We start from the raw sequence: 19,893 nt of genomic DNA on the forward strand, positions 1-19,893 counted from the left end.
AAAAGGTGATTTTAATGACTAGATTAGATGGTAAAGTAGCAATTGTGACTGGTGGCGCAGGAGGTATTGGCTCTGGAATTGTGAAGGCATATGTTAAAGAAAATGCGAAAGTGGTTATCTCTGATATCGCTGAAGAAAAAGGGCGATTATTGAGTAAAACACTAAACAGTCAAGGTTATGAAACGTTATTTATTAAGACAGACTTAACAGATAAAGGTTCATTGCAAGCTTGTGTAGATACTACGCTAGAAAATTATGGGAAAATTGATATATTAGTTAATAATGCACACGCATCTCGTATGAATTCTTTTTTAGATATTACAGAAGAAGATTTGAACTTATCATTGAATACAGGATTCTATGCGACATTTTATTTATGCCAAATGGTTATACCTTATTTGAAAGAAACAAAAGGTAATATTATAAACTTTGGTTCGGGCGCCGCTGTAAAAGGGGATAAGCATCAAGGTGCATATGTTGTAGCCAAAGAGGCGATACGTGGTATTACACGTGTGATAGCTAATGAATTTGGCGAATTTGGCATTAATGCTAATATCATATCCCCAATCGCTTATTCTGAAGGCGTTGATCAATGGCGCAAAGATAACCCTGAATATTATGAAAAGGTGGTCCAAGGCATTCCATTGCAAAAATTTGGAGATGTTGAAAAAGATATTGGTCCAGTAGCAGTATTTTTAGGAAGTGAAGACGCGCAATATATCACGGGACAAACGGTTATGGTAGATGGCGGTAGTATTAAATTATACTGATGATGTTAAAAATATAACGAAGTACTTGTGTATCAATTGAGATGAAATAGAATAATTTATTAACAAGAGCGAGACGAAAATTAACATTTGAAAGTTGATTTTCGTCCCGCTCTTGTTTTATATTCTGAGCGTTTTAACGTTTGATAAGTGCCGTGAGTTCGCCTTCAAATACTTTAACATCTTCATGATTAAATGTTGTCATTAATACCGTAAGTAAACCTTGGTCTCTTTTACCAGCCTTTTTATCAATAACTTTTATCACAGTATGTAATTCGTCATCCGGAAACACTGGTTTGATAAATTTAATATTATTCATATGTGTACCCGCAATGACATCTTCTCCGTATTTGCCTGTTTCAATCCATAGTTTAAAAGAAATGGCTAGTGTCTGGATACCAGAAGCGATGACACCATTAAATCTGCCTTGTTGCGCTTTTTCTTTATCTAGGTGCATATATTGTGGATCAAATTCACTAGCAAAATCCGTAATTGCTTCTTCGCTTATTTTATATGGCTTAGTCGTAAATGTTTCGCCAATGTGAAATTCATCTAGTTTCATGATTGTATTCTCCTTTAATGTGTTAAATGATTCATATTTCTATTGTACTGAGTAATATGGAAAATTAAAATTTATTGAAATGAAGTTTAGCTGTTTTTTCAACTAACTAATATATAATTGTATCAATTATGGCGGAAGATTCGTACCATCATGTCACCGGTTCTATTTGTTATAAGACAATTGAAAGCAACAGATTCATTATTGGAGATAAAAGGGTTTTTAAATGGTATATTTACACTAGTTGATGCAATTCATATACGTATCATCATTGTCGTTATTAGTTTAATTCTATCTTATTGGATTAAAAAACCAATAAAATTAAGAAACCATTTGAATAAAGGGGACGAATATTATGAAATTAAAAGATAAAGTAGCGATTGTCACAGGTGCGAGCATCTGGCATGGGTAAAGCAATTGCCGAATTATATGCTAAAGAAGGCGCTAAAGTTATTGTAGCTGATCTTAATTTAGAAAAAGCAGAAGCAGTGTCAAAAGAAATTAATGAAAATAATGGCGTTGCTCAAGCCATTGAGGTAAACATAGTTGAGCAAGAAGATATCGATAATATGATTGATACAACCATAGAATCTTATGGTACTTTAGATATACTAGTCAATAATGCTGGTGTTATGGATGGTTTTGAACCTGTGGGAGATATTTTGGATGAACGCTGGGATTTAATATTTGATATTAATACTAAAGGTGCAATGAGAGCAATGCGCAAGGTGATACCAATATTCTTGGAAAAAGGAAAAGGTATTATAATCAATACGACTTCTACAGGAGGATTAAATGGTGCACATGCGGGCGCTATTTATAGTGCTTCTAAACATGCACTCGTAGGCCTTACAAAAAACACTGGATTTATGTATGCTAAAAAAGGTATACGTTGTAATGGAATTGCGCCAGGAGCAATTGAAACAAATATATCTGATTCAATGAAAAATATTAACCATTTTGGAGCTGAACGTACAAAAATTGCACAAAGTGCGATACCTAAAACAGGGCAAGCAGAGGAAATTGCTAAAGTAGCATTATTTTTAGCTTCTGATGATTCGAGTTTTATCAATGGGACAATCGTCACAGCAGATGGTGGATGGACCGCAACATTCTAGAATAAATATGCATAGCATTATCATCATTATTTCTTGGGAAATATAAAACAACTTTAACTAAAAAAATGATGGCTTCTACGTGAAATAAAGTAGAAGCTATCATTTTTGTATAAACTAAGTGATTGTCATTAATATTATGGTTTTATTTCTTATTTATAAAAATTTATTCATAAGCTAAGTATGGAAAAAAGCCTTCAAGAAATTTTTCTGTAGCCGGCATGAAATATGAGCCAAAATGATAATCCGGATCTAGCGTTGTAATAATCCAATGACCATATTGCTTGGATTTTTGTTCGTACATTACAGCACCGCCATTTTTTGAGGCAATTAATATTTCAGCATCTTCTGGTGGCCAAAACACACCATGTTGATGCCACGTGCAATCATTTAGCGTAAGGTAACGTGCGAATAATGAATGATTCGGTGCGGATAAAAGCAAACCACTATCAGCATTCTCTTCTAACCACCACCAAAAATTAGTAGGTCTAAATTCCCAGTTTTGATTTGGTAACCAGTCGTGGGGTTGTGGTCCAAATGCGACAACAGTGCCTCCAGATTGTGCGAAATCATGAATTTTGTCGACACTTTTTAATAATAAGGGCTGGTTTAGCTGTGAAGGCACGATTAATATATCAAGCTGACTAATGTCTGTTTCTAAAAAACCTGGATGGTAAATTAATTGGTCTATAAATTGATGAAACTTAGGTTCATGAAATGTACGATAATGTGACTCATTTCCAGAGTATATAACACCTATTTTATTCATTAATTTTTCCTCCTTGTAATGATATTATTTCTTGTTTTAACCAAGTTATAAATTGACCAGAAATATAATCGGTTGTTTTATTTTGCGCTTTGTATCCTAAAAGTGAACGGCCCGCGTGCATAAAGAGTGTCCCTTCTGTTGATATTCTATCTACGTAGGTTACAACATGTCCGTTTTGAAAGGTTAGGTGTATTTCATGTTCAGGTTGCGTTTGGTAATGGCCTCTTGCAAAGAAACCAACTACCCCTTTATTAAATGTCATATCGTCAGTTTTGACATTGGCATATATAGAAGAGTCATGCTTTGGAGTTAGCGAATAATCACTGAAATGATGAATGTGCTCAGGCATAAACAAAGCAGTTTTCGGCAAACAAGGTTTAAATAAGTGTCCAAAAAAGACAATGATTTTTTTAGTGTTCAAATAATCGTTTATCAAACCTTTATGACGATACAAATATTCTTGATCTACAAAATTAGGAATGATAATTGCGTCAAATTTAAAAATGTCTAATTTATGAAATTCGTATTGAGGTATATACTCTACAATGATTTCTTTGTCTATATCACTTTCTTTGTTAATGCCAAATGCATGCTCAGGGTCGATGTGACCGATTAAATAAGTCATTAAAAACATCCTTTTATAATTAATTTGTTTTTTGAAATAACATTTTGATGATAATTAATTTTTAAATTTAAATTCAATTTCAAAGTTTTAATTGAAATTGAGAATCATTATCGGTAAAATGGTTTATATATTATAAAATACGCATAAATATAAAATTTAGCAAGGGAAGTAGAAAAATGAATGAAATCGCATATTTAGCAATAGACATCCAATTTTCGAGACTTACAGAATTAGATCGTCAAAGAGGACTCGTGTTTTTAAATGTATATGACTTACCAAACACCAATTTAAATACATTTGATGGCGTGATTATTTCAAACCATATCGATGAACCTTATCTATTGGCACAAGACGACATATTAAATGACTATATCAACCAAGGTGGAGTGATTTTCACATTAGTGGAGAAATCTTTACCTTGGTTGAATTGTGTATCGACTTGGAAAAGGTCTCCCATTCCATTAAAAGATCGAGCGTTAGAAATGAAAGCAACCGATAATGGGCTTTTTGAAAATATTAAAGTAAAAGATTTGGAATATAGACGAGGTGTGCGTGGTTTCTTTTCAAGAGGTTATTTTGAAACAGTTCCAGAGCAAGCAAAAGTATTAATTACGGATCAAGAACAACAACCTATTGTTTATGTAGATCGAACACATAAAGGCACGATATATGCAGGTGCGTGCACTGATATGTACCGTATATATACATATGAAGACAACACTTCAAACCAAGTAGGGCTACAGATGTTGAATGCTATACGCACAGAAGCATCGAACATTAGGGGGAATATCAACATTGAATATTGCTTTGATTGTTAATGGGACACCATACCAAAATAGATTTTTAGAAGAACAGGAATTTAAGTATTTATATAATGACGTAATACATATTAGAACATTAAGTTCATACGACTTAAGTTGCTATGACACGATTTTATTATCGTGTCGCTTAGATATTCAATTATTGAAACAACATAGACAATTATTTTTAAAATTTTTAAAACTAGGTAAGCGGCTAGTGATTTTTGGAGAAGTATTGGATCAGTGGTTTCCTCACGTACATTGGGAAGATTCTGAAGTGAATTTCAGTTGGTGGGTCCGACCCAACGGTGACCTACCGTTAAATCCTGATTATCAAACGCATAGTCTATATGAATACTTAAAAGTGGATGATATGAAGTGGCATTATCACGGCACGTTCGATCCACCAAATGGTGCGAAATCACTATTAAATACACCAGATGGACGGTCGATTTTTTATATTGATGATGTCAATTTCAATGGCGAGTTAATCGTAACTTCGTTAGACCCAATGTTTCATATTGGACTTGGATTTATTAATCAAGCTAAGCCATTTTTACATGGTTTAGGACAATGGCTAAGAACAGGAGATAATCAATGAAGAAAAAATATAGTGTCCTAGCCGGGATTGTATTATCAGCTACATTACTTACAGCATGTAATTCAAATACGACAGCTACGAATTCAGAAGAGAAAGAATTAACGAAAGAAGAAAAAATAGTGAAAGACCAAACAGGCCGAGAAGTGAAAATCAAAAAAGATCCAGACAGTATTGTAGTAGGAGGCATCTTGCCATACTTTTCTACTTGGTTTGTAGGGACGAACTCTACGAAAGAAATTAAAGGAATACATCCTAACGCGTATAACGCCGCAGAAAATTCTATACTTTCTAAAATATCACCTGATATAAAAAAAGCGTCTACAGAATTTGTGAAAAATGGCGATGTGAATATAGAAGAACTCTCTAAAATAAACCCAGATGTCTATTTTGAAAATGCTACTGAACAGAAAACCTTAGATAAAGTTGCGGAGAGTGGTATACCAACCATGGGACTAGAAACAATCAAGGTAGAAGACGCTGATCCTTTAGCTACGTTTAACAGCTGGTTAAAAGTCACTTCAGATGTTAAAGGTGGTAAGACGAGCGATAGAACTGAGAAATTTATGAAAGAGGGAGAAAAATCTCAAAAAATGATTGATGATGGTCTAAAAGGCACGAAAAAATCAGACAAACCCAAAGTGCTATTCTTACATCAACATACAGACAACTCTATTGTTGTCGGTGGCGGTAATTTCTTTAGTGAAAAATGGACAGAAGCAACTGGTGGTATAGATGTTGTTGGCGATGACGGTGTCGATGGTCAAAAAGAAGTTAATATGGAGCAAATTTATAAATGGAATCCAGATAAAATCTATATTACGAACTTCACTGAGACCCAGCCTAATGATTTATTGAAAAACAAAGTGTCTGGTCAAGATTGGAGTCAGGTAAAAGCAGTTAAAGACAAAGCGGTCTATAAGGTCCCTTTAGGTATCTATCGTTGGTTCCCACCAAACGGAGATGCGCCATTAATGCTTAAATGGATGGCGCAACATAATCACCCAGATAAATTCAACTATGATATGAAAGATGAAATTAAATCATATTACCAAGATTTTTACGACTATAAATTATCAGACGAAGATGTTGAGTCTATTTTACATCCGTCATCTGATGCGACGAAGTATTAAGGAGTTAACTAATGAAGAAATCAAAAATATTATTATTAATTGTTTTACCACTTGTGGTAGCAATTATTTCACTCGGAGTAGGAAGAGTTTTTATAGATCCTATTACCATTATTAAAATTTTAACATCACAAATTATTCCTATAGAAGAAACTTGGGCGCCAGTGCAAGAAACAGTTGTGATGAATGTTCGTTTTCCAAGAATATTATTAGCCTTATTAATAGGGGGTGGATTGTCTATTTCTGGTGTGAGTTTCCAAGGCATGTTTGGCAACCCATTAGTTTCGCCAGACATACTCGGTGTTTCAGCAGGAGCTGGATTTGGAGCTTCCCTAGGTATATTGTTCTTTGGTAACACATTTGGCGCACAAATATTGGCTTTAGCATTTGGATTATTGGCGATATTGTTTACATTCTTTGTAGCGGAAAATCAAAAAAATTCTCCAATCTTTATGTTTGTACTCGCAGGTGTCATTACATCAGCATTATTTAACGCGCTTATTTCATTAATGAAGTTCGTAGCTGATCCAGAAGAAAAATTACCTGCAATAACATATTGGTTAATGGGAAGTCTAGGAACTGCAACTTATAAAGATTTATATGTTGCGGCACCAATTATCATTATAGGTGTGCTCATATTGTATACACTAAGATGGAGACTCAATTTACTCACGTTACCAGAAGATGAAGCTAAATCTATGGGGATTCCTGTTGTATCTTTAAAATGGGCAATCATTGCAGGTGCAACGATAATCACAGCGGCTACGGTTGCAGTAGCGGGTATCGTAGGATGGGTTGGTTTAATCATCCCACATATTGCACGTATGTTTGTAGGTAATAATAATCAATATGTGTTACCTGTATCACTCGCTATCGGTAGTACGTATCTGTTAATTATTGATAACTTAGCTAGAAGTTTAACAGCTACTGAAATTCCATTATCTATCTTAACTGCAATTATTGGCGCACCATTTTTTGCATACTTATTACGCCGTATGGGAGGTTCGTGGTAATGCACTTAGAAGTAAAAGCAGGCAATTTTCATTATAAAAACAAACCTTATTTATATAAAGAAGATGTGAGTTTTAAATTGGCTCCTGGCGAGGTCTTATCCATTCTAGGGCCTAATGGTGCAGGAAAAACAACATTGCTAAAATGTGTTATTGGTCTGCTAGATTGGACGGATGGCGAAACGTTTATCAATGATGTCCCGTTAAATGACCTGAAGAAAAAAGAATTATGGAAGAAGATTGGTTATGTGCCACAAGCTCAAAAAATGACTTTTGGTTATACGCTCTTAGAACTTGTGATTATGGGGAGAGCACCATTTATAAGTACTTTAGCACAACCTTCAAAAAAAGATGAAGCGGTCGCAATTGAAGCGCCGGAAACAGTAGGTATTAGCCATTTAGCCAATCAATCATGTAACGAAGTCAGTGGCGGAGAATTACAATTAGCACTTATCGCAAGAACACTTGTGTCGGGCCCTGAATTATTAATACTGGATGAGCCAGAATCTCATTTAGATATTCAAAAACAAATTACGATTTTACAAACGATACGTAAGCTATCAAAAGAACAGGGGATATCGTGCATTATTAATACGCATTATCCAAACCATGCGTTTTATCTATCAGATAATGTAATTATTACTGGAAAAGAAAAAGGTATTGTCTTTGGTGAAACAACTGAAGTAATGACTGAACAAAGAATGAAACAATTCTTCGATGTTGATTTAAAGAAACTGTACTATGAAGATGAAGAACTACAACTTGAAACGATGGTTCCTAAAGATTTAGGAATCCCCAAAAACAAGACTTAAGAACAAAATAATTATAATAATTTGGTATACAAAAATGCCCCTTTCTAAAGTTATAGAAAGGGGCATTTTTTTAACTCGGTTTGGGTATATCGACAAAATCTTGTTGTGCTAATGAGACCGTTTCACCTTGTTGGTGCATTTTTTCAATATGGAACTCTCCCCAATAACAAAGTGAAGAAAGTAATTCTCCTAGTGTTTGACCATAAGTTGATAATTCGTATTCAACTTTAGGCGGGATTTGATCATATACGATACGGTTGATGATACCGTCATTCTCTAGTTCACGTAATTGCTGTGTTAACATTTTTTGAGTGATCGTTGGAATAGCACGTTTTAATGCAGATGTACGCATCAACCCGTTGTTTTGTAAATGACATAAGATGACAGGTTTCCATTTTCCACCGATGACATCAATGGTTGCTTCGACGCCAATATTATAAGATTTGCTCATTTAATTACCTCCTTATAGGTACTCAAAGGTGCCTATAGTACTTTAAAGTGCGTACTTCCGCTTTTGATACGTGTAGTTTATATTAACACATACACAAAACAAGAAGGAGTCAAAAAACATTATGAGAAAAAACAAATTCGCTATATTAGCGTTAGCAATGTCTGCCTTTGCAATTGGAATGACTGAATTTATTAGTGTAGGTCTCTTACCGCTCATTAAAAATGCTTTTAATACTACGATTTCATTAGCAGGATTAACTGTATCTTTGTATGCTGTGGGGGTAACAATAGGAGCACCTGTACTAACACCACTGACAAATAAAATGAAACGGAAGCATTTACTATTAATGATTATGCTTATTTTCATTGTTGCGAATACACTTGTCGCCTTTGCTACCACGTTTAGTATGTTGCTAGCAATGCGTGTATTATCGGCATTAATGCACGGAGTGTTTATGTCTATAGCCACAGCAATCGCAAGTGATTTGGTAACGCCTGATAAGCGTGCAAGCGCGATTGCAATGATGTTTACAGGTTTAACCGTTGCTACAATTACAGGCGTACCATTAGGAACGTGGATTGGTCAGCACTTTGGTTGGGAAGCGTCGTTTATTACGATTGCTATGATTGGATTGATCAGTTTAATCATTAATATATTTGCAGTGCCAAGTAATTTGAAAGAATATGCTCAGGCATCGATAAAGGAACAATTAGAAGTGTTTAAAAACAAGTCATTAATGATGGTTTATTTGATTACTGCACTCGGTTACGGTGGCACTTTTGTAGTCTACACATACCTGACTAGTATACTTACAGATATTTTGAATTATAGTGACGAAGCGGTGGTACTACTACTTGTGATATATGGTGTAATGGTTGCTATTGGCAATACACTTGGTGGGAAATTAACAAACAATAAGCCAACAAAAGTACTGATATGGATATTTTTAATTCAAGCTATTGTTTTATTACTTCTAGGCTTATCTGTGACACATTATTTCTTAGGTACGATAGCCATACTTATTATGGGGTTGTTCGCATTTATGAACGTTCCGGGTCTGCAATTGATTGTGGTGCTTTTTGCAGAACGTAAAAATAAGGCAACGACTAACTTTGCTTCTAGTTTAAACATTGCCGCCTTCAATATCGGCATCACATTGGGAGCGGTCATCGGAGGATATGTGCTCAATCATTTTTCTCTTTCAATGACACCATATTTTGGCTTTATTATGGTGGTGATTGCTAGCATTATGATGTATATCGTTTATAAAAATGAGACAGAAGTACAAGTAGATATACTATAAAAATTTCATAATAAGAGAGATTAACATTACTTCATTAAATATTTAAAAATGTAAAATTCCATAAAACAGTAATTTATTTTTGTATTAATCTTCTTTTAGATTTAAAATTTTAAAATGGTTAAATTATTTATAAACAAATCGAAAGAAGTGAACAGTTATGAATACAAAAGAGATATTATTTGAAAAGTTGGAAGAGAAGGAATCTGAGATGATTCAGCATCGTCGTTATTTACATCAACATCCGGAGTTGTCATTCCAAGAGGATGCTACGGCGCAATATATTAAAGATTTTTACAAATCGAAAGAAGTGACAGTTACGCAACCTGTTCTAGGTAGTAACGCAATTATTGTAGAAATCAAAGGGGGACAACCTGGTAAAACAATAGGATTACGCGCTGATTTTGATGCGTTGCCAATACAAGAAGAGATAGATGTGCCCTTTAAGTCAACAAATGAAGGGGTGATGCATGCGTGTGGCCATGATGCACATACCGCGTATTTGTTAGGATTAGCAGACGCATTAATTGAAATAAAAGATGAACTTTCAGGTACAGTTAAAATTATTCATCAACATGCTGAAGAAATGCCTCCAGGTGGTGCACAACAAGTGATGCAATCAGGTGCATTAAATGATTTAGATGAAATATATGGTATTCATGTAGTACCCGTCGCCGGTACAGACGTGATTGGATATAATAAAGGCAATGCTTTCGCCGGTAGTTCTACATTTACTTTAACGATTAATGGTTTAGGTGGTCATGTCGCGAGTCCTCATAAAACACACGATGCTTTGATTGCAGGTACCAACTTTGTAAACACCCTCCAAACAATAGTGTCTAGACGTATCGATCCTTCAGAAATGGGTGTGATTACTGTTGGTGCGTTTGATGCACCTGGTGGAGCCAATGTTATACAAGACAAAGTTACAATCAAAGGAACAGCACGTTATCTTAATGATGACTTAGAGCAATTTATGTATGAAGAGATTGAGAAAGTCGCAAAAAGCGTAGCGGTCGGTTTTGATGTTACGTATGATTTAGATTACCAATTTGGTTATCCTGTGCTATACAATCATCCCGCACAAACAGAACAAGTGGTAGATATTTTAACAGCAAGTAAGGGTGATTATTTTGAACATCTTGTAGAAATACCGTCAGTTTCAGGTTCTGAAGATTTTGCGTATTATTTAAAAGAAATACCAGGTGCCTTTTTCATCGTTGGCTGTAAACCAGAAGACATTGAAGCGCCATATATGAATCATCATCCTAAGTTTGAAGTGAATGAAGATGCATTATTAGTTGCGGCGAAAGCAGTGGGTGAAATTGCAATTAACAGACTTTCTGCTACAGACTAATCTTTGAAATATTCTTTTATAATTGGCCTCGTAACTTTTTATTGCATTTTGGATTGAACTACTCATAGCTCAACCAATAGCGAGATTTGCAATGAAAACACTGCACGCTAACAAATCGAACAGTTAATAAAGCATTTTTATCAACCAAAGTTAATATATTAAAATATAAAAAACACTTTCGAAAACATTCTATTTATATGAATGTAACGAAAGTGTTTTTTTATTATCTATTATAATGAAGCTTTTTGATCGATTGTCTAATTAAATTGTTCTGCGTGATGGTTTACTATCATCTTTAAGTTTAGCTGATAATAATAATGCGATGACTGATATACCAGTAGCGACCATGAATGTTACATTCACACCATGAATCATACCTTCTAGACCTTCACTAGGAATAGCTGAAACAGACATTAACGTAATGAATAACGCTGTACCGATTGCACCGGCCATTTGTCTAAATGTGTTGTTCATAGCAGTACCATGAGCAATGAGACTATTCGGTAATTGATTAATCGCTAGCGTTGTCATAGGCATCATAACCATTGCTAGTGATACCATACGTACTGCGTTAGCCGTGGCAAGATAAGTAAAGGTTGTATCAGCTGTGAGCATTGTAAATGGTATTGTTGAAGCAACTAATACGAGCAAGCCAATACGAGCGAGCCATTTACCGCCAAATTTATCAAATAAATAACCTGTAATTGGGTTCATTATTCCCATAACAACAGCGCCTGGTAATAATACTAAACCAGATTCTAATGCAGAGAATCCAATCATATTTTGCATATATAATGGTAAAATAATGTTTGATGCGATTAATACACCAAATACGAACATGCTTAATGCTGTACCTAACGTATAAATGCTGTAGCTAAACACTCTAAATTCAAGCATAGGTTCTTTGAGGTTTAACTGGCGACGAATAAATATAACTAATGCAATGATACCAACGATAAGTGGTAAGATAAATTGTACACTGCCCCATCCTGCTTCTCCAACAGAACTGAAACTGTATAAGAGTCCACCAAAACCTAGTGTAGATAGAATTACTGATGCGATATCTAGTTTTGGGTTTGAAGTTTCTGTAACGTTTTTCAATAGGAAAATTGAAGCAACGATGATAACAACTGCAATTGGGAATACGACGTAGAAGACACTTCTCCATGAGAGATGCTCTACTAAAATACCTGATAGCGTAGGTCCAATCGCCGGCGCGAATGCAATGACTAAGCCGAATAAGCCCATTGCGGTACCACGTTTTTCTACAGGGAAAAGTAAGAATAAGATTGTTTGCATTAATGGCATCATAATACCTGCGCCTGCTGCTTGTAAGACACGTCCAATTAATAGCATTGAAAAATCTAGTCCGACAGCACAGATTAAAGTACCTAATGCAAAAATGCTCATGGCGGTTAAGAATAACTGCCTCGATGTATAACGTTGAATTAAAAATGCAGTAACAGGTATCATTATACCGTTTACTAACATAAATATAGATTGTAACCACTGTACCGTACTTTCAGATACTTGTAGGTCTTTCATAATAGGGGGTAAAGCTGTACCAAGTAATGTTTGGTTTAAAATTGTAATAAAGGCCCCTGATAATAATACGATAAATAAGGGGATTCTTTTTTCTACATGGAATGCTCCTGTTTCAGTCAATAGACTCACTTCTTTCATAAAAATTGCACATCTAAACAGTTTAACACTAAGCTCATTTTCAATCTAGTGATTGAGCTTAAAAATAAATAATACATCCGATAATTGATGAACAGGGACCATTTCTCAATCTATTTTAATAATTTTGAAATGGTGCGTATAATTTTCGTAGTGATTTACACATTTATAATGCTACGTATGAAATACTACACTTTTATTATAGCTAATGTCAAAATAAACTCTATTTATATGAAGGGAAATATAAATGAAGTTGAAAAATCAGGAGTTAACATAAATTATTTAGATTAATTTCAGAACTCTATAAAGTGATTGCTAGAGCTTTTTGTGGAATTAATAAGTGTATAAAAAAATGATTTTGCAAAAATATTTTAATTATTCTGAATTTAAAATATATCTATCTATGGGTCACTTTTGCTATAATAAATAAGTAAATAAATCATTTAAGTCATAATCGTATCTATTTACATGTAATAAGTTTAAAATTATCATTAAATTATTGGAAAGTATTTGGATAAGTAATCAGTAATCTATACATTTAAAGTACAATTGTACAGATTATAGATGTTCAAATAAAAGGAGAGTAAATAATGAATAAACAAGATTTGATCGCTCCAGAAACTTATAACATAGTGAGCGAAATCGAAAAATTTACAGTAGATCAATCTAAAAAAGCTGTAATATTTGAAAATGAAACAGGAGAAAATAGAGAAATTACATATACCAACCTTATCAAAAATGCGAATAAAGTTGGTAATATGTTTTTAAAATATGGTTTTAAAAAAGGTGACAAAGTGCTCGTCATGATGCCACGTTGTATTGAGACATATGAGGTTTATCTTGTCGCCTTAAAATTAGGTATCATTATTATCCCTAGTTCTGAAATGTTACGTACGAAAGATTTACAATACAGAATTACACATGGTGAAGTAAAAGGAATTGTAGTTATTTCAGATGCGCTTGATGAGTTTAAAGCAGTCAAAGAATACGACACTTTAACTAAATTTATTGTTGGCGGTCAAGAAGATGGATGGATGTCAGTTGAAGATGAAAAAGCAAATTCAACGGATCAATTAGAGATTGTTGAAACTTCTCGTGAAGATATTGCTTTATTATCTTATACGTCTGGTACAACTGGTAATCCTAAAGCTGTTGTCCATTCACACGGTTGGGGCTATGCACATATGCAGATGGCGCCAAAACATTGGTTGAGTATTAAAGAAGACGATATTGTTTGGGCAACTGTCTGCACCAGGGTGGCAAAAATGGGTATGGAGCCCATTGTTATCAATTATGGGATCAGGTGCAACTGCCTTTGTATATAATGGAAGATTTGATGCTGAAAAATATTTACAGTTATTACAAGATAATAAAATTAATGCGCTTTGTTGTACACCGACTGAGTATCGCTTGATGGCAAAACTGTCTAATTTAACAGATTATAATTTAGAACATTTGCATAGTGCAGTGTCTGCAGGCGAACCATTAAATAGAGAAGTCGTTGAAAAATTCCAAGAAAACTTTGATCTTATGGTAAGAGATGGATACGGCCAAACAGAAAGTACACTGTTGATTGGATTTTTAAAAGATACAGAGAGCCGTCCCGGTTCAATGGGTAAAGCAATCCCTGGTAGTCATGTAACAGTTATTAATGATGATGGTGAACTTTCTAAAGTAGGCGAAGTAGGTAATATCGCAGTGCCGTTAGACTTACCTGCATTATTCAAAGGTTATTATAAAGACCCAGAACGCACAGCAGAACCACAAAATGGTGACTATTTTATGACGGGTGATTTAGCTAAAATAGACGAAGATGGTTATTTCTGGTTTGAAGGTCGTAAAGATGACATCATTATTAGTTCTGGCTATACAATAGGACCATTCGAGGTTGAAGATTCACTTACGAAACATCCTTACGTAAAAGAATGTGCTGTTGTTGCAAGCCCACATGAAATTAGAGGGAACATCGTTAAAGCATTTATTATTTTACAAGATGATGTAACTGGTAATGAAGACACAATCAAAGAATTACAAAACTACGTCAAACATGACGTTGCGCCATATAAATATCCAAGAGCCATCGAGTTTGTCGAAGACTTACCTAAGACCAACTCAGGTAAAATTAGACGTATCGAATTAAGAGACGCTGAGAAAAAGAAACAATCGTAATTGATTAAACTTAAAAATGCTTAGTACACAAAAACCTGGCAATATCATTGAGTAATTTTAATGATAGTGCCAGGTTTATTTTTTTATTGAAAAGTGTTTGCTCTTTTTATTACGTCATATCATCTGTATTATAATATCGAAAGTAATGGGAATGCTAAATGCGGTTAGATTTTAAAAAGTCTAAAAGGATAATTTAATTTATCTCGATTTTAGTTCGTTACTTGTCATCCATTTATGATTTTTAACCATTTTGTCATTTTCAGTTGATCTATAATCAACTACATAAACAGTTGTCTTATTTACATCATCTATTTTTGCTTCTGCCCCCTTCATACCTGGCATATGGTCAGCTTCTAATTTAACTGTATCACCTTTCTTAAAGCCATTTTCAGGGGCATCGGCAACTTCTTCATTAACAACCCATTTATGATTACTTACCTTTTCATCCCCATTTGTGGGTGTATAGCTTACGACATAAGCATAAGTCTCATAAGCACCTTTTACAGTAGCTTCCGCATTTTTCATACCTGGCATGTGTCCTGCTGTAATAGTAACTTCATCATCTTTTTTAAATTTACTTTCTTCTGTGCTCTCCATATCCTCTGGAACTTTATTTTCACTTTTATGTTCCATATGTTCCTCGTGTTTTTGATCTTTAGAATCTTTTTCCTCTCCACTGCCATTTGAGCAAGCTGATAATACGAGGCCTGATGCTAATATAATAAAGCTTAATTTTTTAATCATAATTTTAACCCCTATCATTTATTTTAATTTTAAAGTAAAAGCGTTAATTGCTACGATAACTGTACTTAAGGACATGAGTATTGCACCTACAGCAGGCGATAATATTAAACCTATAAAAGCTAATATACCAGCTGCAAGAGGAACGGCTACAACGTTATATCCAGCACCCCACCATAAATTTTGAATTGTTTTTCTCATAGTGTTTTTAGAAAGTGTAAAGAAATTGATAATATCGGATGGATTGCTTTTAACAAGTATGACATCGCCTGATTCGACTGCTACATCTGTTCCAGCGCCTATCGCCATTCCAATATCTGCTCTTATAAGACTGGGAGCATCATTGATTCCATCGCCAACCATCATAATTTTACTACCTCTGCTTTGATATGCTTTAATAATACTTTCTTTATCTTCGGGCATTAATTGTGCATGGACATCGTTAATTCCTAATTGTTTAGCAACTGTTTCTGCAACTTCTTTATTATCACCAGTAAGCATCACTGGTGTAATGTTTCTTGATAATAAGTCTGAAATCATTTGTTGTGAGCTTTCTTTGATTTTATCGCCTTGTGCAATCATGCCAATAACTTGTTGGTTATGAATTAAATAACTAATAGAATTACCTTGTTGAGCAAGATGAGTGAATTGTTCTTTATTATACTTAAGATTGTTATTATCGAGATAAGAAGCATTCGTTATTTTGAGTATTTTATTATCAACTGTGCCTTCTAATCCTACGCCTGGTAAATTATTAACTTCTTTAGGATTAGCATACGAGATATTTTTACCTTTAGTAAAATCAACGATTCCAGTAGCAAGTGGATGATTAGAACTACTTTCTAATGAAGCAAATAGACTCAATATTATCTCCTCATGGAATTCATCAGTAAAACTTTCATAGTGATTTACTGTAAAATCACCTTCAGTAAGTGTTCCTGTTTTATCCATCATAACGTAATCAATATGTTGGGCAATTTCTACAGATTCTCTGTTTTTTATGATTAAGCCATTATGTGCACCTATAGAAGTAGAGCGTGCTGTAACTAATGGAATGGCCAGTCCTAATGCGTGTGGACAAGCAATAACTAATACAGTAACAAGTCTTTCAAGTGCGAAGTCGATATCATTTTGAATAAGCATCCATACAATAAATGAAATTAACCCTACGCTCACTGCAAAATAAAATAAATAACCTGCTACTTGATCTGAGAGAAGCTCGGCTTTTGACTTATCATTTTGCGCCTGATTAACTAATCCCATAACTTGAGATAGGTAGCCATTTTCACCAGTGGCTGTAACTTTAACTTGTATTGTGCCTGAACCATTGATAGAGCCGCCAATAACGTCATCATTATACTTTTTGGCAACTTTTTTTGATTCACCAGTAACTAATGATTCATCAATTGATGTCTCGCCCTGAGTGATTGTGCCATCTGTAGGTATGCTTTCCCCAGCTTTAACTTCAACAATATCATCAATATTGATGTTATCAATTTTAACTTCATGACGTTGGTCATCTTCTGTCACTTTAATTGCAGTATTCGGTAACAGTTCTGCCATTTTTTTCAATGCATTGCCCGCTTTACCTACAGCATTCATTTCAATCCAATGACCTAACAACATAATTAAAATTAAAGTCGCTAATTCCCAGAAAAAATCCATTGTATGCGTTGAGGAATCGGTGAAATTATTCATGTAAAAAGCATATAAACTATAAAAATAAGCCACTGAAATGCCTAAAGCAACTAGCGTCATCATGCCAGGTTTTTTAGTTGAAATCTCATCCTTAGCACCTGTTAAAAATGGTTTGCCACCGTAAAAGAATAAAATTGTAGCAAGGATTAAAACAATCCAATCAGAACCTGGAAATGAAAATTGGAATGGCAATGTAACACCCATCATTGGTGATAGAATAATAATAGGTATTGCAAAAATTAAAGAAATAAAAAATTTATTTTTAAAATTGCCGTGATGATGCGCATGACCATTATGGCTGTCATGATGCTCATGTTCGTGATGACTATGAGCATCATGATTATGGTGTTGATCATTATGTTCCATAATAAAACCCCCTATATTTATAGAATTGGTAATAAGATGATTTTAGTATAACACATACCCTATAGGGGTATAAATATTTCGACTTTTCATAAATAATTTGGTAGAAAACATAATGAGAGTGTTTATTTATATTGACTGTTACTCAGGGTAATAGTTTATTAAATAAAGTAGGAGGTGAAAAATATGTCTATATATTCAACAGGAGAGTTAGCTGCCCTTTTTTCTATCACAACTAGAACCATTCAATATTATGATAAAAAAGGAATACTCAAACCATCCTATGTTAAGGATAATAACTACAGAGTTTATACAGAAAAAGAAGTAAAAAAATTACAAATTGTCATAACTTTAAGAAATATGCAATTCAATTTAAAAGATATTAATAAACTAATTAATAGTGATGAAGATTTGAGGTCAATATATTTATTATTAGATCAAAAGATAGAGGGTGATGAACAACGCATAAAAGAAGATCAGCAAAGACTTAATAACTTGAAACGTGTTAAAAGTATGATTTCTGAAACATCTAACTCACCGATACAAAAATTATTAGACATAGAAGATGTTATGAATAAAAATGAAAATATTAGTAAGTTATATCGAAAACTATTTTTGGTGGGTGGATTAGGGACATTAGTCCAGTTAATAGGTATATCAATAAGTTTTGCTATAAAAAGTTATTTACCATTTGTAATATCTTTTGTTTTAGCTATTATTTGTGCGATTACAATAACAAATAAATACTTTAATTCAGTATTATACATGTGCCCGAATTGCCATTTTAAATTCAAACCTAAAAAATTAAAATGGATGTTAGTCGCGCATACATCGAAGACTAGAAAATTAAAATGTCCAAACTGTAACGAAAAATATCATTGTATAGAAACATTAAAAGAGGTTGAAAAATTCTCTTAATTAATGGAAAAGCGTGAGCAGAAAACATTTATTTTCTGTTCACGCTTTAAATATAGCGAAAATTACTTCTGCAAAATGATTTTCAATAAACAGTAATATCCTTTAATTGATAATTATTATCATTTGAAGTATATTATATAAATAGATTTAATTGTAAATGATGAGGAGAATATATAAATGCAGATATATTGGACTAAAATAAATAAGATTATTAATGAGACGTCTGAAATTAAAACGTATTTACTTGATCGCCCAGAGGGTTTTACTTGGGAAGAGGGCTCTCACACGCACATGGGATTAAAAGGTTTTAATGAAGGCGAAAAACCAAATAAAAGCTTAGTTCGCCATATGTCGATTTCTACTGTTCCTAACGAGAATATAATTGGAATTACTACAAGAATAAGAAAACAATGTTCTGAATTTAAAAATATTTTAAATAAGTTAGAAGTTGGACAAGAAGTAGCGATTTTTAAAACACATTCAAATATTCCACTAAAAAGAGAAAGTAAAAATGTGTATTTACTATCTTCGGGTGTTGGCTTAGCGACATATAGACCAATAGTGCTTAAATATTTAGAGAACGCTGAAAATGTTAATAAAATACATTCTATAAATGTTGATTCATCTAAAGAATTCTTATTTACAGATATATTTAAATCTGTACCAGATAAAAAATTCACATCACAATTTGTGGATAGCAGAGCATCATATTATGAGCAATTAGAAAATATTGCAATGGATAAAAATGCTTTATTTTATATAGTAGGTAGCGATGAATTCGTAACTCAAAATATTGAAAAATTATTTGAGTTAGGTATGAAAACATCACAAATTGTAATTGATAAGCGTGAGAAACAACGCTCGGAATTCCTAACAATATAAATGCTTAAATTGCTATAAAATTAAAATATTGTAATGCCTCAAGCCAAAGGTCTGTTATATATTTTTGAATATATTCAAAAATCGTTTCTTTATATTTTAAAGTAATTTTCAACAATATTTTATAGATATTGTTTTAATATTTTATTTTG

The 19,893-nt window shown here is 33.6% G+C and carries 18 protein-coding genes and 2 pseudogenes; 13 read left to right on the top strand and 7 right to left on the bottom strand.

What is annotated here, in order from left to right; all coding sequences use genetic code 11:
• Positions 1-14 precede the first annotated feature (14 nt).
• Positions 15-770 (top strand): SDR family NAD(P)-dependent oxidoreductase, encoded by a 756-nt coding sequence (locus ABLV90_RS04830; protein ID WP_427708286.1) that lies wholly within the window; start codon positions 15-17, stop codon positions 768-770.
• Between the two features lie 133 nt (positions 771-903).
• Here the strand turns inward: ABLV90_RS04830 and ABLV90_RS04835 are convergent, their stop codons facing one another.
• Positions 904-1,329, bottom strand: coding sequence for a MaoC family dehydratase (locus ABLV90_RS04835; protein WP_069814863.1), 426 nt, complete (start codon positions 1,327-1,329; stop codon positions 904-906).
• 150 nt (positions 1,330-1,479) lie between these two features.
• On the opposite strand from ABLV90_RS04835, the gene ABLV90_RS04840 reads away from it, so the two are divergent.
• Together ABLV90_RS04840 and ABLV90_RS04845 are read left to right on the top strand one after the other, a co-directional pair.
• Positions 1,480-1,698 (top strand): hypothetical protein, encoded by a 219-nt coding sequence (locus tag ABLV90_RS04840; RefSeq protein ID WP_427708288.1) that lies wholly within the window; start codon positions 1,480-1,482, stop codon positions 1,696-1,698.
• A pseudogene (locus ABLV90_RS04845) lies at positions 1,682-2,444 on the top strand (SDR family oxidoreductase). The gene ABLV90_RS04840 and the pseudogene ABLV90_RS04845 overlap by 17 nt, the downstream one beginning before the upstream one ends.
• Before the next feature lie 163 nt (positions 2,445-2,607).
• On the opposite strand, the gene ABLV90_RS04850 reads toward ABLV90_RS04845, so the two are convergent.
• Both ABLV90_RS04850 and ABLV90_RS04855 read right to left on the bottom strand, forming a co-directional pair.
• On the bottom strand, positions 2,608-3,210 hold the full coding sequence (locus ABLV90_RS04850) for a hypothetical protein (protein ID WP_069814856.1): 603 nt from the start codon (positions 3,208-3,210) through the stop codon (positions 2,608-2,610).
• The gene (locus ABLV90_RS04855) at positions 3,203-3,835 is read right to left on the bottom strand and encodes a hypothetical protein (RefSeq protein ID WP_460872273.1); all 633 of its coding nucleotides are present in this window, start codon (positions 3,833-3,835) and stop codon (positions 3,203-3,205) included. Before ABLV90_RS04855 ends, ABLV90_RS04850 begins: the two co-directional genes overlap by 8 nt.
• 176 nt (positions 3,836-4,011) lie before the next feature.
• Between ABLV90_RS04855 and ABLV90_RS04860 the strand changes: the two genes are divergently transcribed.
• The 5 genes from ABLV90_RS04860 to ABLV90_RS04880 are packed head-to-tail and all read left to right on the top strand — an operon-like array spanning position 4,012 to position 8,185.
• Positions 4,012-4,653, top strand: coding sequence for a hypothetical protein (locus ABLV90_RS04860; protein WP_460872274.1), 642 nt, complete (start codon positions 4,012-4,014; stop codon positions 4,651-4,653).
• Entirely contained in the window at positions 4,631-5,236 is a 606-nt protein-coding gene (locus tag ABLV90_RS04865) for a hypothetical protein (RefSeq protein WP_069814850.1), read from the top strand. The genes ABLV90_RS04860 and ABLV90_RS04865 overlap by 23 nt, the downstream gene beginning before the upstream one ends.
• Positions 5,233-6,366 (top strand): ABC transporter substrate-binding protein, encoded by a 1,134-nt coding sequence (locus tag ABLV90_RS04870; protein ID WP_460872275.1) that lies wholly within the window; start codon positions 5,233-5,235, stop codon positions 6,364-6,366. The genes ABLV90_RS04865 and ABLV90_RS04870 overlap by 4 nt, the downstream gene beginning before the upstream one ends.
• 11 nt (positions 6,367-6,377) lie before the next feature.
• Positions 6,378-7,376, top strand: coding sequence for a FecCD family ABC transporter permease (locus ABLV90_RS04875; protein WP_427708296.1), 999 nt, complete (start codon positions 6,378-6,380; stop codon positions 7,374-7,376).
• Complete coding sequence (locus ABLV90_RS04880) at positions 7,376-8,185, top strand: ABC transporter ATP-binding protein (RefSeq protein WP_460872276.1); 810 nt, start codon at positions 7,376-7,378, stop codon at positions 8,183-8,185. Before ABLV90_RS04875 ends, ABLV90_RS04880 begins: the two co-directional genes overlap by 1 nt.
• 70 nt (positions 8,186-8,255) lie before the next feature.
• On the opposite strand, the gene ABLV90_RS04885 is transcribed toward ABLV90_RS04880, so the two are convergent.
• Entirely contained in the window at positions 8,256-8,636 is a 381-nt protein-coding gene (locus ABLV90_RS04885; RefSeq protein ID WP_002506113.1) for a winged helix-turn-helix transcriptional regulator, read from the bottom strand.
• A gap of 121 nt (positions 8,637-8,757) precedes the next feature.
• Here ABLV90_RS04885 and ABLV90_RS04890 point away from each other — a divergent pair, with 121 nt between their 5' ends.
• Positions 8,758-9,939 (top strand): MFS transporter, encoded by a 1,182-nt coding sequence (locus ABLV90_RS04890; RefSeq protein ID WP_460872277.1) that lies wholly within the window; start codon positions 8,758-8,760, stop codon positions 9,937-9,939.
• A 157-nt stretch (positions 9,940-10,096) separates the two neighbouring features.
• Positions 10,097-11,293, top strand: coding sequence for an amidohydrolase (locus ABLV90_RS04895; RefSeq protein WP_460872278.1), 1,197 nt, complete (start codon positions 10,097-10,099; stop codon positions 11,291-11,293).
• A 261-nt stretch (positions 11,294-11,554) separates the two neighbouring features.
• On the opposite strand, the gene ABLV90_RS04900 is transcribed toward ABLV90_RS04895, so the two are convergent.
• A complete protein-coding gene (locus tag ABLV90_RS04900) occupies positions 11,555-12,976 on the bottom strand; it encodes an MDR family MFS transporter (RefSeq protein WP_002506109.1) in 1,422 nt (473 codons plus the stop codon).
• Positions 12,977-13,563: 587 nt separating this feature from the next.
• On the opposite strand from ABLV90_RS04900, the pseudogene mbcS reads away from it, so the two are divergent.
• A pseudogene (gene mbcS, locus ABLV90_RS04905) lies at positions 13,564-15,142 on the top strand (acyl-CoA synthetase MbcS).
• 198 nt (positions 15,143-15,340) lie between these two features.
• Here the strand turns inward: mbcS and ABLV90_RS04910 are convergent.
• Entirely contained in the window at positions 15,341-15,886 is a 546-nt protein-coding gene (locus ABLV90_RS04910; RefSeq protein WP_002506107.1) for a DUF1541 domain-containing protein, read from the bottom strand.
• An 18-nt stretch (positions 15,887-15,904) separates the two neighbouring features.
• On the bottom strand, positions 15,905-17,947 hold the full coding sequence (locus ABLV90_RS04915; RefSeq protein WP_427705578.1) for a heavy metal translocating P-type ATPase: 2,043 nt from the start codon (positions 17,945-17,947) through the stop codon (positions 15,905-15,907).
• Between the two features lie 183 nt (positions 17,948-18,130).
• On the opposite strand from ABLV90_RS04915, the gene ABLV90_RS04920 reads away from it, so the two are divergent.
• Both ABLV90_RS04920 and ABLV90_RS04925 read left to right on the top strand, forming a co-directional pair.
• A complete protein-coding gene (locus tag ABLV90_RS04920; RefSeq protein ID WP_460872279.1) occupies positions 18,131-18,862 on the top strand; it encodes a MerR family transcriptional regulator in 732 nt (243 codons plus the stop codon).
• 177 nt (positions 18,863-19,039) lie between these two features.
• A complete protein-coding gene (locus tag ABLV90_RS04925; protein WP_427705573.1) occupies positions 19,040-19,744 on the top strand; it encodes a dihydropteridine reductase in 705 nt (234 codons plus the stop codon).
• The last annotated feature ends 149 nt before the right edge of the window (positions 19,745-19,893 follow it).

It is taken from the genome of Staphylococcus sp. 2S1 (assembly GCF_046721335.1).
GTDB classification, from domain to species: domain Bacteria; phylum Bacillota; class Bacilli; order Staphylococcales; family Staphylococcaceae; genus Staphylococcus; species Staphylococcus equorum_A.

What these genes read in the sequence shown, in the direction of transcription:
- ABLV90_RS04830 (WP_427708286.1), top strand. Translation starts at nt 15, where the DNA reads ATGACTAGATTAGATGGTAAAGTAGCAATTGTGACTGGTGGCGCAGGA.
- ABLV90_RS04835 (WP_069814863.1), bottom strand. Translation starts at nt 1,329, where the DNA reads ATGAAACTAGATGAATTTCACATTGGCGAAACATTTACGACTAAGCCA.
- ABLV90_RS04840 (WP_427708288.1), top strand. Translation starts at nt 1,480, where the DNA reads ATGTCACCGGTTCTATTTGTTATAAGACAATTGAAAGCAACAGATTCA.
- ABLV90_RS04850 (WP_069814856.1), bottom strand. Translation starts at nt 3,210, where the DNA reads ATGAATAAAATAGGTGTTATATACTCTGGAAATGAGTCACATTATCGT.
- ABLV90_RS04855 (WP_460872273.1), bottom strand. Translation starts at nt 3,835, where the DNA reads ATGACTTATTTAATCGGTCACATCGACCCTGAGCATGCATTTGGCATT.
- ABLV90_RS04860 (WP_460872274.1), top strand. Translation starts at nt 4,012, where the DNA reads ATGAATGAAATCGCATATTTAGCAATAGACATCCAATTTTCGAGACTT.
- ABLV90_RS04870 (WP_460872275.1), top strand. Translation starts at nt 5,233, where the DNA reads ATGAAGAAAAAATATAGTGTCCTAGCCGGGATTGTATTATCAGCTACA.
- ABLV90_RS04875 (WP_427708296.1), top strand. Translation starts at nt 6,378, where the DNA reads ATGAAGAAATCAAAAATATTATTATTAATTGTTTTACCACTTGTGGTA.
- ABLV90_RS04880 (WP_460872276.1), top strand. Translation starts at nt 7,376, where the DNA reads ATGCACTTAGAAGTAAAAGCAGGCAATTTTCATTATAAAAACAAACCT.
- ABLV90_RS04885 (WP_002506113.1), bottom strand. Translation starts at nt 8,636, where the DNA reads ATGAGCAAATCTTATAATATTGGCGTCGAAGCAACCATTGATGTCATC.
- ABLV90_RS04890 (WP_460872277.1), top strand. Translation starts at nt 8,758, where the DNA reads ATGAGAAAAAACAAATTCGCTATATTAGCGTTAGCAATGTCTGCCTTT.
- ABLV90_RS04895 (WP_460872278.1), top strand. Translation starts at nt 10,097, where the DNA reads ATGAATACAAAAGAGATATTATTTGAAAAGTTGGAAGAGAAGGAATCT.
- ABLV90_RS04900 (WP_002506109.1), bottom strand. Translation starts at nt 12,976, where the DNA reads ATGAAAGAAGTGAGTCTATTGACTGAAACAGGAGCATTCCATGTAGAA.
- ABLV90_RS04910 (WP_002506107.1), bottom strand. Translation starts at nt 15,886, where the DNA reads ATGATTAAAAAATTAAGCTTTATTATATTAGCATCAGGCCTCGTATTA.
- ABLV90_RS04915 (WP_427705578.1), bottom strand. Translation starts at nt 17,947, where the DNA reads ATGGAACATAATGATCAACACCATAATCATGATGCTCATAGTCATCAC.
- ABLV90_RS04920 (WP_460872279.1), top strand. Translation starts at nt 18,131, where the DNA reads ATGTCTATATATTCAACAGGAGAGTTAGCTGCCCTTTTTTCTATCACA.
- ABLV90_RS04925 (WP_427705573.1), top strand. Translation starts at nt 19,040, where the DNA reads ATGCAGATATATTGGACTAAAATAAATAAGATTATTAATGAGACGTCT.